Origin of the sequence: Kitasatospora sp. NPDC002040 (assembly GCF_040296785.1) — a bacterium.
Taxonomy (GTDB): Bacteria; Actinomycetota; Actinomycetes; order Streptomycetales; family Streptomycetaceae; genus Kitasatospora.
This window is the reverse complement of record NZ_JBEOXV010000002.1, coordinates 453,501-470,674: the sequence shown is the minus strand read 5'-3', so window position 1 is coordinate 470,674 and position 17,174 is coordinate 453,501. Positions and strand designations below refer to the sequence as shown.

Here is a 17,174-nt window from a genome sequence, read left to right as displayed (position 1 = left end):
CCCCGCTTCTTGTTCGCCTCGAACCCGGAGATCCGCCGCCTGGACGCCTCGCGGCACCTGATGCGCGATCACGGCCCGCTGTCGGCCGAGCTCGGCGTCAACCCGGTCCGGGGGCGGACGATCCGGCATTCTTCGACACCTCGCACGAGAGCTGCGCCCATGTCGTGTTCCACATCTGGCTGTTGCTGGTGCGTGGTCAGGTGCAACGGCGGGGCCGGTCGGTGCCAGTCCCGTAGTCGACGCCAACAGGTCATCCCCGAGCCGAAGCCCAACTCCTGTGGCAGCCAATCCCACTGGATCCCGGCCTGCAGCACGGACAGCCCAACGAGCGGGCAGACGAGGTGACATGGCCGCAAAACAGCTTCGTGTCAGCTCCTCTGAGTTGACACATCCGCACACCGAGCCATCGGCCGAAATCCGAACGTGACCAGCAGTCGGCCCAGTGCCGCCCGTCAAAACTTTTGACGGCTAAGCCCATTTCCGTTCCTACTCAGATCGCGAATATCGCACAGCCGCCGCAGGCCAGGGCCATGATCCTTTTCATGGTGAATTCCAGCACCGGAACTACTCATACCCAGGACACCAGCACCTCCGTCATCCTTCCGGTATCTGTCCCAGCAGGCGACCTCGCCGACGTGTCACTACAAAGTGATTCACTTCGCTCATCCCGATGATCGGTTGAGTCGTCACGAGACACCGGGCGGCCAATCATCTTCAGCCGTCATCCGTAATCCGGATGAGTGATTCCCCGTGGCCCGCCGCCTAAGATCCTTCTATTCGTCGTCCCTGCTCATTGCGCCTTTCCAGGATGTTCCGGATCACCAGGTCCCCCACCCGGACAGCCGAATGGGGTCCTCGATGGGACCCTCCCGAGGAGCAGAATCCTCACCGTTATGTTCTCGGAGTCAGGGTGAGCCACCGGCCCCCGAAGACTCTCAGACCGGTGTAGCGCTGACGGCCCTCGCACCAGACCCGCGAACCCTCTGGTTCGGACATGGGCGGTGCCAAGGGCGTCAGACTCTGAGTGGAGCAACCCGCATGGCAACTCCTTCAATTCCTGACGTCCCGCCGTTGTCCGTCCTCAAGGTCAATTCGACCCGGTTCGCCTCTCTGCGCGGTGCGAACCTGCTGGAGCGCACCACGCCGTTCAGCACAGACTTCTGGCAGCCGCGTCTGACGCACGATGTGCTGCCGTACCGCCGGACCGTACACGGCGATGTGAGTCCCCGCGTGCGCGTCAGCGGGATGCAGGGAGATGCCTGGAGCGGTGTCTCCTTCACCGCCCAGGACTACCTCGGCCTTTCGCGCGATCCGTCGGTCCGCAACGCGGTACAGGAGGCGTTGCACTGCTACGGGCCGCACGCGGGAAGCTCGCCGATGCTGGCCGGAGTGACGCCGTTGTCGGAACAACTCGAAGAGGCCCTGGCCGCGTTGACGGGCATGCCGCACGTCGTCCTGTTCCCCACGGGATGGGCGGCGGGGTTCGGTGCGATCACGGGCCTGGTCCGCTCGCGTGACCACGTCGTACTGGACAGTCGGGCGCACGCCTGCCTCCAAGCCGGCGCCCGTGCAGCCACCGCTCAGGTGGCGATCGCCGCCCATCTGGACAACGCATCAGTACGCGAAAAGCTCGCCGAAATCCGCAGCACCGACACCTCGAACGCGATCATGGTCGTCACCGAGGGGCTGTACTCCATGGACGCCGACTCGCCAGACCTGCGTGAACTCCAGGACATCTGCCACGAGTTCGAAGCAGTCCTGCTCGTGGACATGGCTCACGACCTCGGTGCACTCGGTCCGGGCGGTACAGGTCAGGCCGGCGTCCAAGGCATGTGGGGGAAGCTGGATCTGGTGATGGGATCATTCAGCAAGTGCTTCGCCACCAACGGCGGCTTCGTGGCCACGCGGTCCCGAGAAGTGGCCCAGTACATGCGTATGTTCACGAGTTCACACTTCTTCTCCTCCGCACTCTCCCCCCTCCAGGCAGCGGCAGCGTTGCAGTGCGCCCGAATCGTCACCTCCAACGAGGGGGAACAACGTCGGCAGCAGCTCGGCGAAGCCTCCGACCATTTCCGCAAGGCCCTGGCGAACCGAGGCCACACCGTGGTCGGCGAGAGATCCGCCATCGTCCCGGTGGACTGCGGCACCCAGGAAGCCGGGCGCCTTGCCTGCCGCCTGGCAGAACAGCGCGGCCTGGTCCTCGCCCTGGTCGAGTTCCCGGCCGTCGCGCGCGGTACCGCACGCTTCCGCATGCAACTCATGTACGACCACGACCTGCGGGACCTCGACACGGCAGCCGACATCGTTCACGACTGCCTCGCCGGGGCCGAACGGCAGATCCACGACCTCCAGGTCGCGAAGTGACACCCGCAGCACTCAGCACCAGCGCCCGGCGAGGGCGTTTCAAAGTCCTGTCGATCGCCTGAACTGCGGGGCATCGAGGGCGACCCGTCACGGAAACAACGAAGCTCCGGTTGAACGGGGTGGCTCTCCCAGGCTGCCCTGAACCACCGGAGCTTCGATGTGCCGGAACGAGTAGCCGCACGATAGGACTTGGGACGTGCCGGCCTGGCGGTTCGGCTCGGGGTGGATCAGCGGGCTGTCACGTGGTGGCTTCGTTCACGAGAGTTTGGGACACATACGCGGGGCGGGGGGTGACCCTCCCGATCCCGGATCCCAGACCCAACGACCTCATCCGTCTGACGGAGGTCGAGGTCGAGTACACCGACTGCATGGGGCGCCGATGGCACCTGGAGAGCCGTTGAGCTGCATACCGAGACCCAGACGCTCGGCGAGCTGTGGTGGCGGCTCGGCCCCCGCGATCACCTTCAGAGTTCCGGGTTCCCGTCGGCGTGGGCGCTGCCCTGCTGGCGCTCCTCGGGCTGTCCTGCGGCTTCCACCTGCTTGTCCGCTGACGGGCCACCACCGCCGGGTCCTGCCTGGGCGCGCGCTGCGTCCGACCCGGCGGACAATGCGATGGCTCTGGTGGCTGTGCGTTCGGCATGATCGATGCCATGACGTCTCCCGTGCTCTCGTTCGCTGCCAAGCCCACGCTGGTCGGTGAGCGGGTGCTGCTGCGGCCGGTCACTGCCGCCGATGCCCCAGGGCTTGCGGAACTGCTGAACGAGCCGGAGGTGCGTCGGCTGACGGGGACGCACGGGAAGGTCCGGCCGGGGGTTCTGGAACGTGCCGAGCAGTGGTACTCCTCGCGGGCAGCGGAGGACGACCAGCTGTATCTCGCGGTCGTCGAGCAGGCCACGGGTGAGTACGTCGGCGAGGTCGTGCTGAACGACCTGGATGCCGACAACCGGTCGTGTTCGTTCCGGATCGCTCTGGTCGGACCCCGCGCTTTCGGCCGTGGTTACGGTACTGAGGCCACCAGGCTGATCCTTGCCCATGCCTTCGAGACTGTCGGTGTCCACCGGGTCGACCTTGAGGTCTACGCCTTCAACCCGCGTGCCCGGCACGTCTACGAGCAGGTCGGATTCGTCCACGAGGGTACGAAGCGCCAGGCGCTGCACTGGCAGGGCGCCTGGGTCGACGCGCAGATCCTGGCAGTCCTCGCCGGTGACTGGTCCAGGCACCGCGGGTTCCCCCGATCCAGTGAGTGATCCACCACCTGGGACGAGCCTCATCTGTCTGCTGGGGACGTCCTGTTCGGGGTCGGACAAGAGGTTCCGGGCGTTCGACCCGCACGAGTCCGGCTGCAGCCCCCGTCGCCGGACGACCGTGTTCAGGCTCCGATGTTGGGGCCGGGAGTGCGATCGGCTCCCGGGTGGCTTGATCGGCCCGGACAGAGCTGGCTAGCCTGCCGGTATGGCTGAGTTGACCGAGCAGGACCAGCAGACCCCGGGCCGTTTCGGCGCGTCCGCGACCGTGGAGGTCGAGGCCCGGGAGGTGGGGCGGGTGCGGACGGAGTATGCGCCGGACCATGACGGGGATCCGGATCCGGGGGAGATCGTCTGGACCTGGGTGCCGTACGAGGAGCGGGACGGGCGGGGCAAGGACCGGCCGGTGCTGGTGGTGGCGCGGGAGGGCGGCGGGACGCTGCTCGCGGTGATGCTGTCGAGCAAGGGGCATGACCGGGACCAGGACTGGGTGCCGATCGGTGCGGGGCCGTGGGACCGGTCGGGGCGTGATTCGTGGGTGGCGCTGGACCGGGTGATGCGGGTCCACGACCGGGGCATGCGGCGGGAGGCGTGTGCGTTGGACCGGGCCAGGTTCGACCTGGTGGTGGCCGCGTTGCGGCGGCGGTACGGCTGGAGTTGACGCTGCGGCAGGCGGAGTTGGCCGGACAACTGGGGCAGGCGTTCGCCTGACGTACGGCGGGCAGACATGACCTGTCCGCCGAGCGGTCCCCCGCAGGCGTTGTCCTTGGGTCGCCCACTGCCCACCCTCACCCGCAGAGGTCGACTCACCCATGGCAGAACTGAACCGTCGCCGTTTCCTTCAGCTGGCGGGTGGCGCGTCCGCGCTCACCATGCTGTCCGACAGCATCGCCCGGGCCGCCGCCATTCCGGCGCAGGGCAGCACCGGCACCATCCAGGACGTCGAGCACATCGTCGTGCTGATGCAGGAGAACCGTTCCTTCGACCACTACTTCGGTGCGATGAAGGGTGTCCGCGGCTTCGGCGACCCGCGCCCGGTCACCCTGCCGAGCGGCAAGTCGGTCTGGAACCAGGCGAGCGGCGGCAAGGTGACGCTGCCGTTCCGGCCGCCGGGCGACGACCTCGGGATGGAGTTCCTGCAGGGCCTGAACCACGACTGGGCCGGTGGCCAACAGGCGTTCAACAAGGGCAAGTACGACCAGTGGGTGCCGGCCAAGACCGCCACCACGATGGCCTACCTGACCCGTGACGACATTCCGTTCCACTACGCGCTGGCGGACTCCTTCACGGTCTGCGACGCGTACCACTGCTCGTTCATCGGCTCGACCGACCCGAACCGCTACTACCTCTGGTCGGGTCACACCGGCAACGACGGCACCGGCGGCGGCCCGGTGCTCAACAACGCCGAGGCCGGGTACGGCTGGACCACCTACCCCGAGCGGCTGGAGGCGGCCGGGGTCTCCTGGAAGATCTACCAGGACATCGGCGACGGCCTGAACGCGGCGGGCTCCTGGGGCTGGATCAGCGACGCCTACCGGGGCAACTACGGCGACAACTCGCTTCTGTACTTCAACAGTTACCGTAACGCCCAGCCCGGCAACCCGCTCTTCGACAAGGCCCGCACCGGTACCAACGCCAAGGCGGGAGAGGGCTACTTCGACCGGCTGCGCGCGGACGTGAAGGCCGGGCAGCTGCCGAAGGTGTCCTGGATCGCCGCGCCCGAGGCATTCTCGGAGCACTCCAACTGGCCGTCCAACTACGGCGCCTGGTACATCGCCCAGGTGCTGGACGCGCTCACCTCCAACCCGGACGTGTGGGCGAAGACCGCGCTCTTCATCACGTACGACGAGAACGACGGCTTCTTCGACCACGTGGTCCCGCCGTACGCACCGTCCGGGAGCAGCCAGGGCCTGTCGACCGTGCCGACCACGCTGGACTACTTCGGCGGGAAGACCGGTTACGTGGCGGGCCCGTACGGTCTCGGGCCGCGGGTGCCGATGCTGGTGGTGTCGCCGTGGAGCACGGGCGGGTACAGCTGCTCGGAGACCTTCGACCACACCTCGGTGATCCGGTTCATCGAGCGCCGGTTCGGCGTGACCGAGCCGAACATCTCGCCCTGGCGCCGGGCCGTCTGCGGTGACCTGACCGCGGCCTTCGACTTCGCCCGCACCTCGACCGCCCCGGTCGCGCTGCCGCCGACCGCCGGGTACTACCCGCCGGACCGCGACCGGCACCCCGACTTCAAGGCGCCCGCCCCCGCGGTCGGCGCCATGCCGAGGCAGGAGCCGGGCAGCCGGCCGACCCGGCCGCTCAAGTACGCGCCGTACGTGGACGGTTCGGCCGACACCAGTGGCGGGAAGTACAAGCTGACGTTCAGCGGTGGTGCGGCCGCCGGTGCGAACTTCTACGTCACCTCGGCCAACCGCACCGACGCGCCGTGGAGTTACACCACGGAGGCGGGCAAGACGATCGCCGACACCTGGAACACCCAGTACTCCAAGGGCGTCACGGACCTGACGGTGCACGGCCCGAACGGCTTCCTGCGCCGCTTCCGCAACCCCGGCAAGACGGCCGGCCCCGAGGTCACCGCCCGCCACAACGCGGCCACCGGCAGCCTCGACCTGACCCTCACCAACGCGGGCACCGCCGATGCCCGACTGACCGTCACCAACGCCTACGGCGGCAGCCCGCAGGCCTTCACGGTCCGCAAGGGCGCCACCGTCACCACGGCGGTCGACCTGAGCGGCTGCCGCCACTGGTACGACGTGACGGTCACCTCGGCCGCCTCCGCCGACTTCGTCCGCCGGCTCGCCGGCCACGTCGAGACCGGCGCCCCCGGCCTCTCCGACCCGGGCATCATCACCAGCTGACGCTCCAGGCCGTACGCCGCGCGCCGCTCCGGACAGCACCGGGGCGGCGCGCGGCAGTTGTGGAAGCGGCCGAAGTGAAGTAGAACTTCACTGTGAAGCAGGTACATAACCACGAGGGCCTGGGCTCCGACCCCGACGGCACCCTCTACGATCCGGGTGTCCGCGCCTCGATGGGGGCGTTCGCGCTCGGGGACGACACGCTCGCGCTGGAGGCGGCCGCCGCCGTCCGGTCAGCCTCGCAGGCCGTCGACCGGCTGCGCGGCCAGGGCGCCGGCGGGCGCGGCCTCAGTGCGGGGGCGCTCGACGTACTGGCCCGGCTGAGTGCGGGCGACGAGGACGGCTTGACCATCGGCGAACTCGCCCGTGCGGCCGGGGTGAGCTCGCGCAACGTCACCGGGCTGGTGGACACGCTGGAGCGGGACCGGTTGGCCGAGCGGGTCCAGGACCGGCACGACCGCCGCTCGGTCCGGGCCCGGATCACGCCTGCGGGCCGGGACTGGCTGGACGCCTTCCGGCAGCCGACCCAGCGCGCCATGTCCGCGGTCTTCCAGGGCTTCTCTCCGGCGGAGCTGGCGCAGTTCCGCCACCTCTGCCTGCGGCTGGTGGAGAACCAGCGCCGGATCGAGCACCACCTCAACAGCCAGAGCCAGGAGCACACTTCATGACCGCCGAGCACGTCCGGCCGGACGGCGGCCTGACCGAGGCCCAGGTGGCGGCGTACCTGGAGCGGATCGGGGTGCCGCGACCCGGCGGTCCGAGCCCGGAGGGCCTGGCTGTGCTGCAGCGGGCGCACCTGGCGGCCGTACCGTTCGAGAACCTGAGCGTGCATCTGGGCGAGCCGATCGTGCTGGAGCCGGGTGCACTGGTGGAGAAGATCGTCGGGCGGCACCGGGGCGGGTTCTGCTACGAACTCAACGGCGCTTTCGGCGAGTTGCTCCGGGCGCTGGGCTACCGGGTGACGCTGCTGGCGGCGCGGGTGTTCGGCGGCGGGCGCCTCGGGCCGCCGTTCGACCACATGGCGCTGCGGGTGGACCTGGACGGCGGGGCCTGGCTGGCGGACGTCGGCTTCGGCCGGTTCAGTGAGCTGCCGCTCCGGCTGGACCGGCGCGGCGAACAGGTCGACCCCGGCGGGGTGTTCACGGTGGTGGAGCACGGTGACGAGCTCGACGTCCGACAGGACGGCGAGCCGCAGTACCGGCTGGACCAGCGGCCGTACCAGCTGGCCGACTTCGGGCCGACCTGCTGGTGGCAGGCCACCTCGCCCGAGTCGCACTTCCGCCGCTCGACCACCTGCTCCCTGCTCACCGCCGACGGCCGGATCACGCTCAGCGGCACCCGTCTGATCCGCACCGCCGTCGACGGCACCCGGACGGAGCAGCAGCTCGACCAGGACGGCACCCTGGCGGCGTACCGGACGCACTTCGGCATCGTGCTGGAGCAGCTGCCGGGCGCCCAGGACTGAGAACTACGCGCTCGCCCCGTCCAACCCATGCTGGAACCAGGCTGATTGACCGTGACCGACCGGAGGACCGCCATGACCGGCTTCGCCGCCCTGCACCGCGCCGCCGCCCCGCTCCTGCTGCCGAACGCCTGGGACCACGCCTCGGCCGCACTGTTCGCCGCCCAGGGGTTCCCGGCGATCGGCACCACCAGCCTCGGGGTGGCGGCCACGGCCGGGTTGCCCGACGGCACGGGCGCGACCCGGGACGAGACGGTGCGGCTGGCCCGGCGACTGGGGGGCGGTCCGTTCCTGCTGTCGGTGGACGTCGAGGGCGGATTCAGCGAAGACCCGGACGAGGTGGCCGGGTTGGCGCGGGAGCTGGCCGCCGCCGGGGCGGTGGGCATCAATCTGGAGGACGGCCGGGCCGACGGTTCGCTGGCGCCGGTCGGCCTGCACGCGGCGAAGATCGCGGCGGTGAAGGACGCCGTGCCGGAGCTCTTCGTCAACGCCAGGACCGACACCTACTGGCTGGACGGCGACCGCTCCGCCACGGCGGACCGGCTGGACGCCTACCAACGGGCCGGCGCCGACGGCGTGTTCGTGCCCGGGCTGACCGACCCGGCGCAGATCGCGGCGGTCCTGAAGGGCATCGACGTCCCGCTGAACGTGCTGTACTCGCCCGCCGGCCCCGCCCTGGCGCAGCTGGCCGAGCTGGGGGTGGGCCGGGTCAGCCTGGGCTCGCTGCTCTACCGGGCGGCGCTGGGCGCTGCGCTCGAGGCGCTGGGCGAGATCGGCGCGGGTCGGCCGGTCCGGGCCGGGGCGCCGTCGTACCAGCGGGTGGCGGGGCTGGCGGAGCAGTTCTGACGGTTCGGCCCCGAGCGCCCGCACGTCTTCGCCGCCCCCACGGCCCCGCCACCTCGACCGCCGCCGGCGCTGGCGCCGTGGGCGGCTGACGTCAGGTCAGCCGGTCGGGTTCCGCTCGATCCGGAGGATGGCGGCCCGGATCACGTCGCGCAGGCCCAGGCCGAAGCGGTCCGCGTCCTGGTTGGCGGCCGAGGGCTTGCCGAAGGTGGCGGCCCGGTCCGCACGGCCGTCCGGGTCGCCGAACATCGCCTTCCGCAACTCGGTGGTCATCTCCAGCTGGGCGCCGCGGCCGCTGTAGGTGCGGTTGGTGATGTTCGTGGGCACGTCGCCGTCGAGGCTCTCGAACTTCGGGTTGTTCGCGATCACCATGGCACCGTTGACGCCACTGCCGAACTTCGCCCGGAGGCCTTCCGCCAGGTAGGCGGTGAAGGTGGTGTCGAGGCCGCCGACCACCACGGCCCGGTCGCCGACCGTGGTGAGTGCCTGGGAGAACGCGATGGAGGGGTCGCACTTCCTCAACTGGGAGGCGAGGCAGCCGTGCAGGGCCACGGCGTGCCGGGAACCGCCGGTTATCGCGAGTGCGGCGGGGTCGTCGCAGTTGCTGGCGGTGACGTGCAGGACGTCGTTCTCGCCCTTGCCCATCAGGCCCTCGAACATCCAGTAGTCGTAGGTCGGCCCGAGGCCGCTCGACTCGGCCGGGGCGTCCGGCTTCCAGCCCGCCACGGCGAGGGCGAGCTCGCTGGTGCCCAGCTCGATGCTGCCGCCGTGCGGCGCCAGGACGGCGGTGCGGGGGAAGGAGTCGAAGGCGGCGAACCGGGCCGCGGCGGGGAGTTCGGCGCGGTGGTAGCGGCGGGCCCAGTCCACGCCCTCGGTGTACTTCGAGCTCCGGTAGAGCGCGGTGTTGGAGGGGAACTCGATCGGGTCGGGCAGGTTGACCGGGTCGCCGGGGCCGGCCGCGTGCGCTGCGGGGGCGGGCCCGGCCAGACCGTTCAGCAGTGGTGCGGCCACCACGGTGGCGGCGAGGGCGGTCAGGACGGATCGTCTGGTCTCGAGAGTCATGATCGTCATCATTGAGGATCATCACCGCCCGGCGCCACTGCTATCCGTCGCTCCGCGGCCGGCCGGCCCACTGACGGATGATCAGTACGGCTCCGGGCAGCGGGAAGAGCAGCAGGAAGAGATTGGGCAGCCACCAGGAGAGGGTGAAGTCCCCGCGCAGGGCCCAGAAGGCCACCGCCTGGAGGCCGGCGATGCTGGTCAGCACGAGCGAGACCAGCATCAGCGGCCGCGCACCGGCCCGCCCGGAAGGCCCGGCTCGCCCGGCCCGCCCGTCCCGGCGGCTCAGCCGCAGGGCGGCCAGGCCGGTGACGCTGGCCGCCACGTCGAGCGGGACGAAGGAGTAGTTCCAGGCGCTGAGCACCGGGTTGTCGTAGTCCTTGTACGCGTACTGGGCGGGCACCAGTGCGAGCAGGGTGACCGACCAGTACAGCAGGAAGCCGATGTCGGTGACCGCCATCGACGCCTTGGTGAGGCGCAGGATCACGCGGTCGGCGCAGGCTGTGGCGTGCATGGGTTACCCCCTCCGTCGGGACCGGGCCGGACCGGCCTGCCGTCATTCGTGGTTCATGCCGCCGCCCAGGTACATCACCGCGACCCCCAGCACCACCAGGGCCGCCCCCGCGGCGGTGGCGGGCTTGACCGGCTCGTTGAAGGCGACCACCCCGCCGATCAGGGCGCCCACGGTGCCGAGGCCGGACCAGATCGCGTACACCGGGCCGACGTTGAGCGACTTGAGCGCCTGGGCCAGCAGGACGAAGGCCGCCACGTAGCCGACGGCCACGATCAGACTGGGCGTCAGCCGGGTCAGTCCGTGCGAGGCCCGCAGGGCCAGCGTGGCGGTCACCTCGGCGCCGATGGCGGCGCCGACCAGTAGATAGGCCGTCATATTTCCCCCCCGTTGTCCGGGACGTTGTCCCGGATCAGATTCACCAGAAGTTTACGCAGCCCCCGGTGCAGCCCGTCGTGCGGCGGGCTCAGGTCCATCAGCCGGGCCGACCACCAGCCGTCGACGGCCATCCGGACCAGCGTCGCGACCGCCGGGTCGATGCCGTCCTCGGTCAGCCGCCGCTGCCAGCCGAGGTAGCGCTCGCGCAGGACGTCGAGCACCTCGGGGCCGCCCGCCGCCGCGAGCAGGGACACCGGTACCTGGTCGGCGCCGCTGACGTCGCCGGTCGGGGACTCGGGCGGGATGCTCGCCTCCAGCCAGGCCAGGGAGTAGGCGCCGGCCGGTGCGTCCGGGCCCGGCAGGACCGACTCGAACCGGTCGGCCAGCCGCTCGACCACGCCCTGGACCAGCGCACGCTTGTTCGGGAAGTGGTGCAGCAGCCCGCCCTTGCTGACACCGGCCTCCGCCGCCACGGCATCCAGGCGCACCGCGTCCACTCCGTCCTTCACCAGGAGTCGTTCGACGGCATCGAGCAGTTGATCACGCACCGGTGGTTCCCTTTCGTGCAGTTGCGGACCGTCCAGACGGTCGGTCCCACTCTAGCAGAGCGGCCCCCCGGTGCCGGAGGGATTGGAAAGGCTTGGGTTGACAGTTTCGAATGGGACATGCTTACGTTTTCTCGGTTCCGCCCGGAGTGAATGAACGAACCGCCGGGTCGGTCCACCTGAAGATTCATTGCACGATGATCGAAAGCGGCGTCCGACATTTCCGTCGGCCGTCGGGGGAACGCTGTCGTCATCAACGGGGGATCATGCAAGACATGCGGATCACGCGATGTCCGCGCGGGCCGGTACCGCTTTTCAGCCAGTACTGAGCCACCGCCAGCACCGCTTCACCGCAGGGCCACCAAGGGCTGCCGGGACTGTCCCGGCCGGTCGGCCGCGCCCTGCCGTCCTTCCGGGCCGGTTGCGCAGCGCCGCGCAGGCCACCGCCCCGAGGGACCCCGATCGGCCGTCGGCCAATTTCGCCATGCCTGCCCATGCCTGCCCACGGGTGACCCGGACGGGCATTCCTCCGGCATGCGGAAAATATACCGGGCCGACGCGTCGAATTTCCGCTCATTGAATCCAAGGGATCTCTGGTGGACATTTTCTCCAAGGTGACGAGCTACAGAGCCGCCCGCGACGCCATGGCGGCCGGGCTCTACCCGTACTTCCTGCCGCTGACCGGCCACGAGGGCACCACGGTGACGCTCGGTGACCAGGAGCTGGTGATGTGCGGTTCCAACAACTACCTGGGGCTGACCGCCGACCCCCGGGTGAAGAAGGCCGCGGCCGAGGCGCTCGACCTCTACGGCACCTCCTGCACCGGCTCCCGCTTCCTGAACGGGAACCTCGCCCTGCACGACCTGCTGGAGGAGGAGCTCGCCGACTTCTACGGCAAGCCGGCCGCGGCCGTCTTCTCCACCGGGTACCAGGCCAACCTCGGCGTGATCAGCGCCCTGGCCGGCCGGGGCGACCTGGTGTTCGCGGACCGCGACGCGCACGCCTCGATCGTGGACGGCACCGTGCTGAGCGGCGCCAAGCTCCGCCGGTTCCCGCACAACGACGCCGCCGCGCTGGACCGGCGGCTGGCCGACGCCCCCGAGGGCAGCGGCCGGCTGGTGGTGGTGGACGGCGTGTACTCGATGGAGGGCGACCTCTGCGTCCTGCCGGAGCTGGTCTCGGCCAGCCGGCGGCACGGCGCCCGGATCGTGGTGGACGACGCGCACGGCCTGGGCGTCCTCGACGGCGGGCGCGGAACCGCCGCGCACTTCGGCCTGGTCGACCAGGTCGACCTGATCACCGTGACCTTCAGCAAGTCGCTCGCCTCGCTCGGCGGCGCCGTGGTCGGCAGCGAGGAGGTGATCCACTACCTCAAGCACCATGCCCGCAGCCTGATCTTCAGCGCCTCCGCCACCCCGGCCAGTGCCGCGGCCGCGCTGGCGGCACTGCGGATCCTGCGGGCCGAACCCTGGCGGGCGGAGAAGGCGCAGGAGAACGCCGCCTACGTCCGGCGCGGTCTGGCCCGACTGGGCGTCAGCTCCGGTGCCAGCAGCACGCCGGTCGTCCCGCTGCGCACCAGGGGAGTGGTGGAGACGCTGCTGCTCTGGCGCCGGCTGGTCGACCGGGGCGTCTACACCAACCCGGTGCTGCCGCCCGCCGCCTCGCCCCGGCTGCGGCTCAGCTTCATGGCCACCCACACCACCGACCACCTGGACCGGGTGCTGGAGGCGCTGGCGGCCGAGACCGACATGTTCCTCGGCCCGGACGAGCCCGACGGCCCGGGCCAGGACACCGACCCGGGCGAGGCCGCCGGGCTGGCCGAACTGGCGGCCGCGGCCCGGACCCGGCCGTGACCGTCATTCCACCGCCGGCCGGCCGGTGGCCGGGCCCGCTGGTCGCGGCCGCCTGCGCGGGTGCGGTGCTCGGCGCCGGGGCCACGCCGTCCCGGCCCGGCGCACCGGACTGGCTCTGGTGCGCGGCGGCGCTGCTCGGCCTGGTGCTCGCGCTCGGCCTGCTGCTGGTCGGCGTGGTCGGCCGTACCGACCCCCGGGTCGGTACGGCCGGGCTGCTGCTGCTCGGCGGGGCCGTCCCCGCCGCAACCACCCTGGACAGTCCGCTGCTCGCGGGCGCCGCCACCACCCTGGCGGTGCTCAGCGGGGCGGCCGCGGGTGCCCGGCCGGCCCGCTGGGCCGTCCTCGGCGGCGCGGTGGTCGGTGCGGTGGCGGGAGCCGCGGCGCCCGCGGTGGCGACCGCCGCCGCCGGGACGGTGGCCAGCACGTACGGGCTGCTGCTGCTTGCGGCGGCCGCCTGCGCGACCGACCTCACCGACGCCCGACCCTGATCCGCACCACCCGTCCCTACTCTCCGTCATGCCATTTCGCTGTCACGCCATTTCCGTGCCATCGCCCCGACCTGAGCCAAGGAGCCAGCCATGAGTCGCATCGGACTCGCCGCCCGCGCCCTGCGTCTGACCATCAGCCGCACGCACGCGGACCCCACCGCCGACTACGACGCCGCGAGCCCAAGCTATGACACCTACTTCAGCCCGGTGATGGGTGTCCACTCGCTCGCCGCGCTGGACGAGGTGCTGATCCGACCCGGCGACGATGTGCTCGAACTCGCCTGCGGGACCGGCCACCTGACCCAGGAGATCGTCCGGCGCCTGGGCGGCCGGGGCTCGGTCCGGGCGGTCGACAAGTCCCCCGGCATGCTGGCCGTCGCCCGGGCCAAGGTCGAACCGGAGGTGGAGCTCTCGCCGGGGATCGAACTCTCGCTGGAGGAAGGGGACATGGAGGAGTTCCTGCTGGCCCGGCCGACCGGCAGCGCGGACCTCGTGGTGATCGGCTGGGCGATCTGCTACAGCAAGCCGGCCCGGCTGCTGGAGCAGGTCAGGCGGGTGCTCAGGCCGGGCGGCCGGGTGGTGGTGATCGAGACCAGGGGCGATGCCCTGAAGACCCTGATCACCCAGCTGGAGAAGGTGTTCGCCGCCGACCCCTCGCTGCTGACCGGCCTGATCCGGGTCAGCCTGCCGAAGGACGCCGCCACCGTGGCCCGCTGGTTCGGCAAGGCCGGGCTGACCGTCGACGTCCAGCGGGACGGGCACCAGCTGCTGCCCGCCGAGACCCCCGAGGCGGCGCTGGAGTGGGTCCAGCGCTCCGGCGCCGCAGCCGGCTTCAAGGACGCCGTCGACCAGAGCCGGGAGCAGTACGCACTGGACCTGATCCGGGACGGGCTGGCCCGACAGGTCGCCCAGCACGGCCCGCTGGAGCTGCGGCACACCTTCGTGGTGGTCACCGGCCGCAGCCCCGGCGGCCCGGCAGACGGCAGCCCGGTCGGTGGCGGCTCGGCCGACGCGCACCGCAAGGAGGTCGGCAGCGCATGACCGGCACCATCGCCCCGTCCCCGCCGGACGCCGCCCACGGCGCGGCGCAGCCCCGGCTGCTGCGGACGGCCCGGCTGCTCACCGCCCGCCCGAAGACCGTGCTGGCGGTCTGGGTCCTGCTCATCGCGGTCTGCTTCCCGTTCGCCTCCCAGCTCAACGACGTGCTGACCAAGCAGGGTGCGTCCAAGCTCGTCCCCGGCACCAGCAGTGCCCGGGCCGACCAGCTGGTCGAGCGGTCGTTCCCGCACCGCTCGCAGCGCGAGTCCATCGTGGTGATCGCGGCGCCGGATGTCCGGTCAGCCGAACTACGGTCCCTGCTGGCCGAGTTGGACAGCAGGATCGCGGACCGGGTGCGCACCGGCGACGTCCGCCAGTCCTCCTCGGCCTACACCCTGTACCGCGACCTGACCGCCGACTTCCTGCGCGGACTGCGGGTCGAACTGGACCGGCAGGGCGTACCGGCCGACCCGGCCGCGCGGCGGTCCGCGCTGGACGCCGCGGTGGCGGCCGGTCGGGTGCCGGCCGGACTGGCCGCCCTGGCGGGCACCTCCCTGACCGCGGACGACCGGCAACTGACCGCCCTGGCAGCCGACTTCGCCCGGCGCGCGGACTGGCGCAACTTCCCGCTGCCGGTGCCGCCGGAGGCGGTCGGACGGCTGGTCGCCGAGGACGGCCGGGCCGCCCTGGTCTCGGTCAGCTTCACCGGCGGCGCCGGACACGACCCGGACGTGGACTGGCTGCGCGCCGCCGTCCGGGACGCCACCGGGGCGGCCGCCCCGGGCCCCGGGGTGGAGTCGCACGTCACCGGTGAGCTGGCCCTGATCCACGACACCTACAAGAAGGCCGAGGACGACAACGCGCTGATGGAGACGGTCGCCTACGCGATCATCCTGGTCGTCCTGCTGCTGTTCTTCCGCGCCGTGGTGCCCGCCGTGCTGACGGTGCTGGCGATCGGCCTGGCCACCACGGTCTCGCAGGCGGCGCTGTTCGCCCTCGGCCACGGGGTGACGCTCACCCAGTTCACCATCACCATCATGAACTTCGTGATGCTGGGTGCCGGGGTGGACTACAGCATGCTGCTCTCCTCCCGGTACCGGCAGGAGCGCCTGGCCGGCCGATCGCCGAAGGAGGCGGCGGTGCACGCCACCGCGCACGCGGGGGAGAGCATGCTGCTCGCGGCGGTCGCGGTGGTGCTGGCCTTCGGCGCCACCCTGCTCTCCCCGGTGGACTGGATCCCGCCGCTCGGCTACGGCGGTCTGATCGGCATCCCGATCGTGCTGCTGGCCGCGCTCACCCTGACGCCCAGTCTGCTGATGCTGCTCGGGGACCGGTTCTTCGCGCTCGGGCGCAGCCCGCTGGCCGACCTGGAGCACGGGAGCGCGCTCGGCCGCCACCTGGCCCGGGCCGCCGACCTGGCCCGCCGGCGGCGGGTGGCGATCGTGCTGGTGTTCGCCGTCGTGACGATCCCGTTCGCCGTGCTCACGGCCCAACACCGCTCCACCGCCGACCCGGTGGCGCTCAGCCCGGCCACCGACTCGCGGGCCGGCTTCGAGCTGGTGAACCGGGAGTGGGGCAGCGCGGCCGTGCTGCCCACGCTGATCCTGGCCCACCCGGCCGCCGGAGTGGTGGCCGGACAGCAGCTGACCGACCAGGGGCGGCAGGCGGTCGGCGCCCTCACCGAACGGCTCGCCGCCGACCCGGGCGTCTCCCGGGTGGACGCGGTGACCAGGCCGTTCGGCGCCCCGCTCCCGGCCGACCAGGTCGCGGCGCTGCCCGCCGAGCTTCGCCGCGACTACCTGGCCGACGACGGCAGCCTGCGGATCGTGGTGGAACTCGCCGACCCGCCCTACTCGGAGGCCGCCGTCCGCACGGTGGACCGGCTCCAGGCGGTGGCCGCGGCGGCGACCGACGTCGGCCGGCAGGAGGTCGGCGGCGCGACCCAGGTGGACCGGCAGTACGGGGCCGCGCTCACCTCCAGCTTCTGGCAGATGATCGGCCTGGTCTCGGTCGGTGTCTTCGTGATGCTGGTGATCGCACTGCGGTCGCTGCTGATACCGGTCCGGCTGATCCTCACCATCATGATGAGCAATGTCTGGGCGATCGGTCTGACGGTGCTGATCTTCCACTTCTGGCTCGACCGGGCGATCATCGACGACCTGCCGATCTTCCTGACCGTGCTGATGATGGGCCTCGGCATGGACTACGAGATCTTCCTGGTCACCCGGGTCCGCGACCTGGTGCGCGGCGGTGCCGACCAGGAGGCGGCCACCATCGGCGCGGTGGTGGACACCGGCCGGGTGATCAACGCGGCCGGGCTGGTGATGGCCGGCAGCCTCGGCACCATGGCGCTCTCCTCGACGGTGATGCTGCAGGAGTACGGCGTCGGCCTCGGCCTGGCCGTGCTGCTGGACGCCACGCTGATCCGGATGCTGTTCGTCCCGGCCACGCTGCTGCTGTTCCGGCGCTACAACTGGTGGCTGCCCTCGCTGCGGCGGCGGACACCGGCGAAGGCCGGGTGA

General features: G+C 71.2%; 15 protein-coding genes and 1 pseudogene. 11 read left to right on the top strand and 5 right to left on the bottom strand.

Features of this window, described 5'->3' with window-relative positions:
• Window positions 1-221 precede the first annotated feature (221 nt).
• Window positions 222-320, bottom strand: a pseudogene (locus ABT118_RS07435) (IS5/IS1182 family transposase); the annotation flags it as partial.
• A 718-nt stretch (window positions 321-1,038) separates the two neighbouring features.
• Here ABT118_RS07435 and ABT118_RS07430 point away from each other — a divergent pair.
• From ABT118_RS07430 to ABT118_RS07400, 7 genes are all read left to right on the top strand, one after another.
• Entirely contained in the window at window positions 1,039-2,364 is a 1,326-nt protein-coding gene (locus ABT118_RS07430; protein ID WP_350645639.1) for an aminotransferase class I/II-fold pyridoxal phosphate-dependent enzyme, read from the top strand.
• Between the two features lie 650 nt (window positions 2,365-3,014).
• Entirely contained in the window at window positions 3,015-3,611 is a 597-nt protein-coding gene (locus tag ABT118_RS07425) for a GNAT family N-acetyltransferase (protein WP_350645637.1), read from the top strand.
• 205 nt (window positions 3,612-3,816) lie between these two features.
• Window positions 3,817-4,269 (top strand): type II toxin-antitoxin system PemK/MazF family toxin, encoded by a 453-nt coding sequence (locus ABT118_RS07420; RefSeq protein ID WP_350645635.1) that lies wholly within the window; start codon window positions 3,817-3,819, stop codon window positions 4,267-4,269.
• Window positions 4,270-4,420: 151 nt separating this feature from the next.
• Window positions 4,421-6,478: a phosphocholine-specific phospholipase C gene (locus tag ABT118_RS07415; protein ID WP_350645633.1), complete on the top strand. Its 2,058-nt coding sequence runs from the start codon at window positions 4,421-4,423 to the stop codon at window positions 6,476-6,478.
• A 92-nt stretch (window positions 6,479-6,570) separates the two neighbouring features.
• The gene (locus tag ABT118_RS07410) at window positions 6,571-7,143 is read left to right on the top strand and encodes a MarR family winged helix-turn-helix transcriptional regulator (protein WP_350645631.1); all 573 of its coding nucleotides are present in this window, start codon (window positions 6,571-6,573) and stop codon (window positions 7,141-7,143) included.
• Entirely contained in the window at window positions 7,140-7,940 is an 801-nt protein-coding gene (locus ABT118_RS07405; protein WP_350645630.1) for an arylamine N-acetyltransferase family protein, read from the top strand. The genes ABT118_RS07410 and ABT118_RS07405 overlap by 4 nt, the downstream gene beginning before the upstream one ends.
• A gap of 51 nt (window positions 7,941-7,991) precedes the next feature.
• A complete protein-coding gene (locus tag ABT118_RS07400; RefSeq protein ID WP_350645628.1) occupies window positions 7,992-8,783 on the top strand; it encodes an isocitrate lyase/PEP mutase family protein in 792 nt (263 codons plus the stop codon).
• Window positions 8,784-8,879: 96 nt separating this feature from the next.
• Here ABT118_RS07400 and ABT118_RS07395 read toward each other — a convergent pair whose 3' ends face one another.
• From ABT118_RS07395 to ABT118_RS07380, 4 genes are read right to left on the bottom strand one after another with little or no spacing between them, the layout of a single operon-like run.
• Window positions 8,880-9,842, bottom strand: coding sequence for a poly-gamma-glutamate hydrolase family protein (locus ABT118_RS07395; protein WP_350645627.1), 963 nt, complete (start codon window positions 9,840-9,842; stop codon window positions 8,880-8,882).
• A gap of 40 nt (window positions 9,843-9,882) precedes the next feature.
• Window positions 9,883-10,353, bottom strand: a complete 471-nt coding sequence (locus ABT118_RS07390; RefSeq protein ID WP_350645626.1) for a DUF5360 family protein — start codon at window positions 10,351-10,353, stop codon at window positions 9,883-9,885.
• A 42-nt stretch (window positions 10,354-10,395) separates the two neighbouring features.
• Window positions 10,396-10,728 carry a DMT family transporter gene (locus ABT118_RS07385; RefSeq protein WP_350645625.1) on the bottom strand — a complete coding sequence of 111 codons (333 nt, stop codon included), beginning with the start codon at window positions 10,726-10,728 and terminating at the stop codon, window positions 10,396-10,398.
• The gene (locus tag ABT118_RS07380; protein WP_350645624.1) at window positions 10,725-11,276 is read right to left on the bottom strand and encodes a TetR/AcrR family transcriptional regulator; all 552 of its coding nucleotides are present in this window, start codon (window positions 11,274-11,276) and stop codon (window positions 10,725-10,727) included. Before ABT118_RS07380 ends, ABT118_RS07385 begins: the two co-directional genes overlap by 4 nt.
• A 611-nt stretch (window positions 11,277-11,887) precedes the next feature.
• Here ABT118_RS07380 and ABT118_RS07375 point away from each other — a divergent pair.
• From ABT118_RS07375 to ABT118_RS07360, 4 genes are all read left to right on the top strand, one after another.
• Complete coding sequence (locus ABT118_RS07375) at window positions 11,888-13,126, top strand: aminotransferase class I/II-fold pyridoxal phosphate-dependent enzyme (protein ID WP_350645622.1); 1,239 nt, start codon at window positions 11,888-11,890, stop codon at window positions 13,124-13,126.
• Window positions 13,123-13,614, top strand: coding sequence for a hypothetical protein (locus tag ABT118_RS07370; RefSeq protein WP_350645621.1), 492 nt, complete (start codon window positions 13,123-13,125; stop codon window positions 13,612-13,614). Before ABT118_RS07375 ends, ABT118_RS07370 begins: the two co-directional genes overlap by 4 nt.
• 90 nt (window positions 13,615-13,704) lie before the next feature.
• On the top strand, window positions 13,705-14,655 hold the full coding sequence (locus tag ABT118_RS07365) for a class I SAM-dependent methyltransferase (RefSeq protein WP_350645620.1): 951 nt from the start codon (window positions 13,705-13,707) through the stop codon (window positions 14,653-14,655).
• On the top strand, window positions 14,652-17,174 hold the full coding sequence (locus ABT118_RS07360; RefSeq protein ID WP_350645618.1) for an MMPL family transporter: 2,523 nt from the start codon (window positions 14,652-14,654) through the stop codon (window positions 17,172-17,174). The genes ABT118_RS07365 and ABT118_RS07360 overlap by 4 nt, the downstream gene beginning before the upstream one ends.

Coding starts and splice junctions, on each gene's coding strand:
- ABT118_RS07405 (WP_350645630.1), top strand. CDS start 7,140: ATGACCGCCGAGCACGTCCGGCCGGACGGCGGCCTGACCGAGGCCCAG.
- ABT118_RS07425 (WP_350645637.1), top strand. CDS start 3,015: ATGACGTCTCCCGTGCTCTCGTTCGCTGCCAAGCCCACGCTGGTCGGT.
- ABT118_RS07420 (WP_350645635.1), top strand. CDS start 3,817: ATGGCTGAGTTGACCGAGCAGGACCAGCAGACCCCGGGCCGTTTCGGC.
- ABT118_RS07415 (WP_350645633.1), top strand. CDS start 4,421: ATGGCAGAACTGAACCGTCGCCGTTTCCTTCAGCTGGCGGGTGGCGCG.
- ABT118_RS07430 (WP_350645639.1), top strand. CDS start 1,039: ATGGCAACTCCTTCAATTCCTGACGTCCCGCCGTTGTCCGTCCTCAAG.
- ABT118_RS07395 (WP_350645627.1), bottom strand. CDS start 9,842: ATGACTCTCGAGACCAGACGATCCGTCCTGACCGCCCTCGCCGCCACC.
- ABT118_RS07385 (WP_350645625.1), bottom strand. CDS start 10,728: ATGACGGCCTATCTACTGGTCGGCGCCGCCATCGGCGCCGAGGTGACC.
- ABT118_RS07360 (WP_350645618.1), top strand. CDS start 14,652: ATGACCGGCACCATCGCCCCGTCCCCGCCGGACGCCGCCCACGGCGCG.
- ABT118_RS07365 (WP_350645620.1), top strand. CDS start 13,705: ATGAGTCGCATCGGACTCGCCGCCCGCGCCCTGCGTCTGACCATCAGC.
- ABT118_RS07390 (WP_350645626.1), bottom strand. CDS start 10,353: ATGCACGCCACAGCCTGCGCCGACCGCGTGATCCTGCGCCTCACCAAG.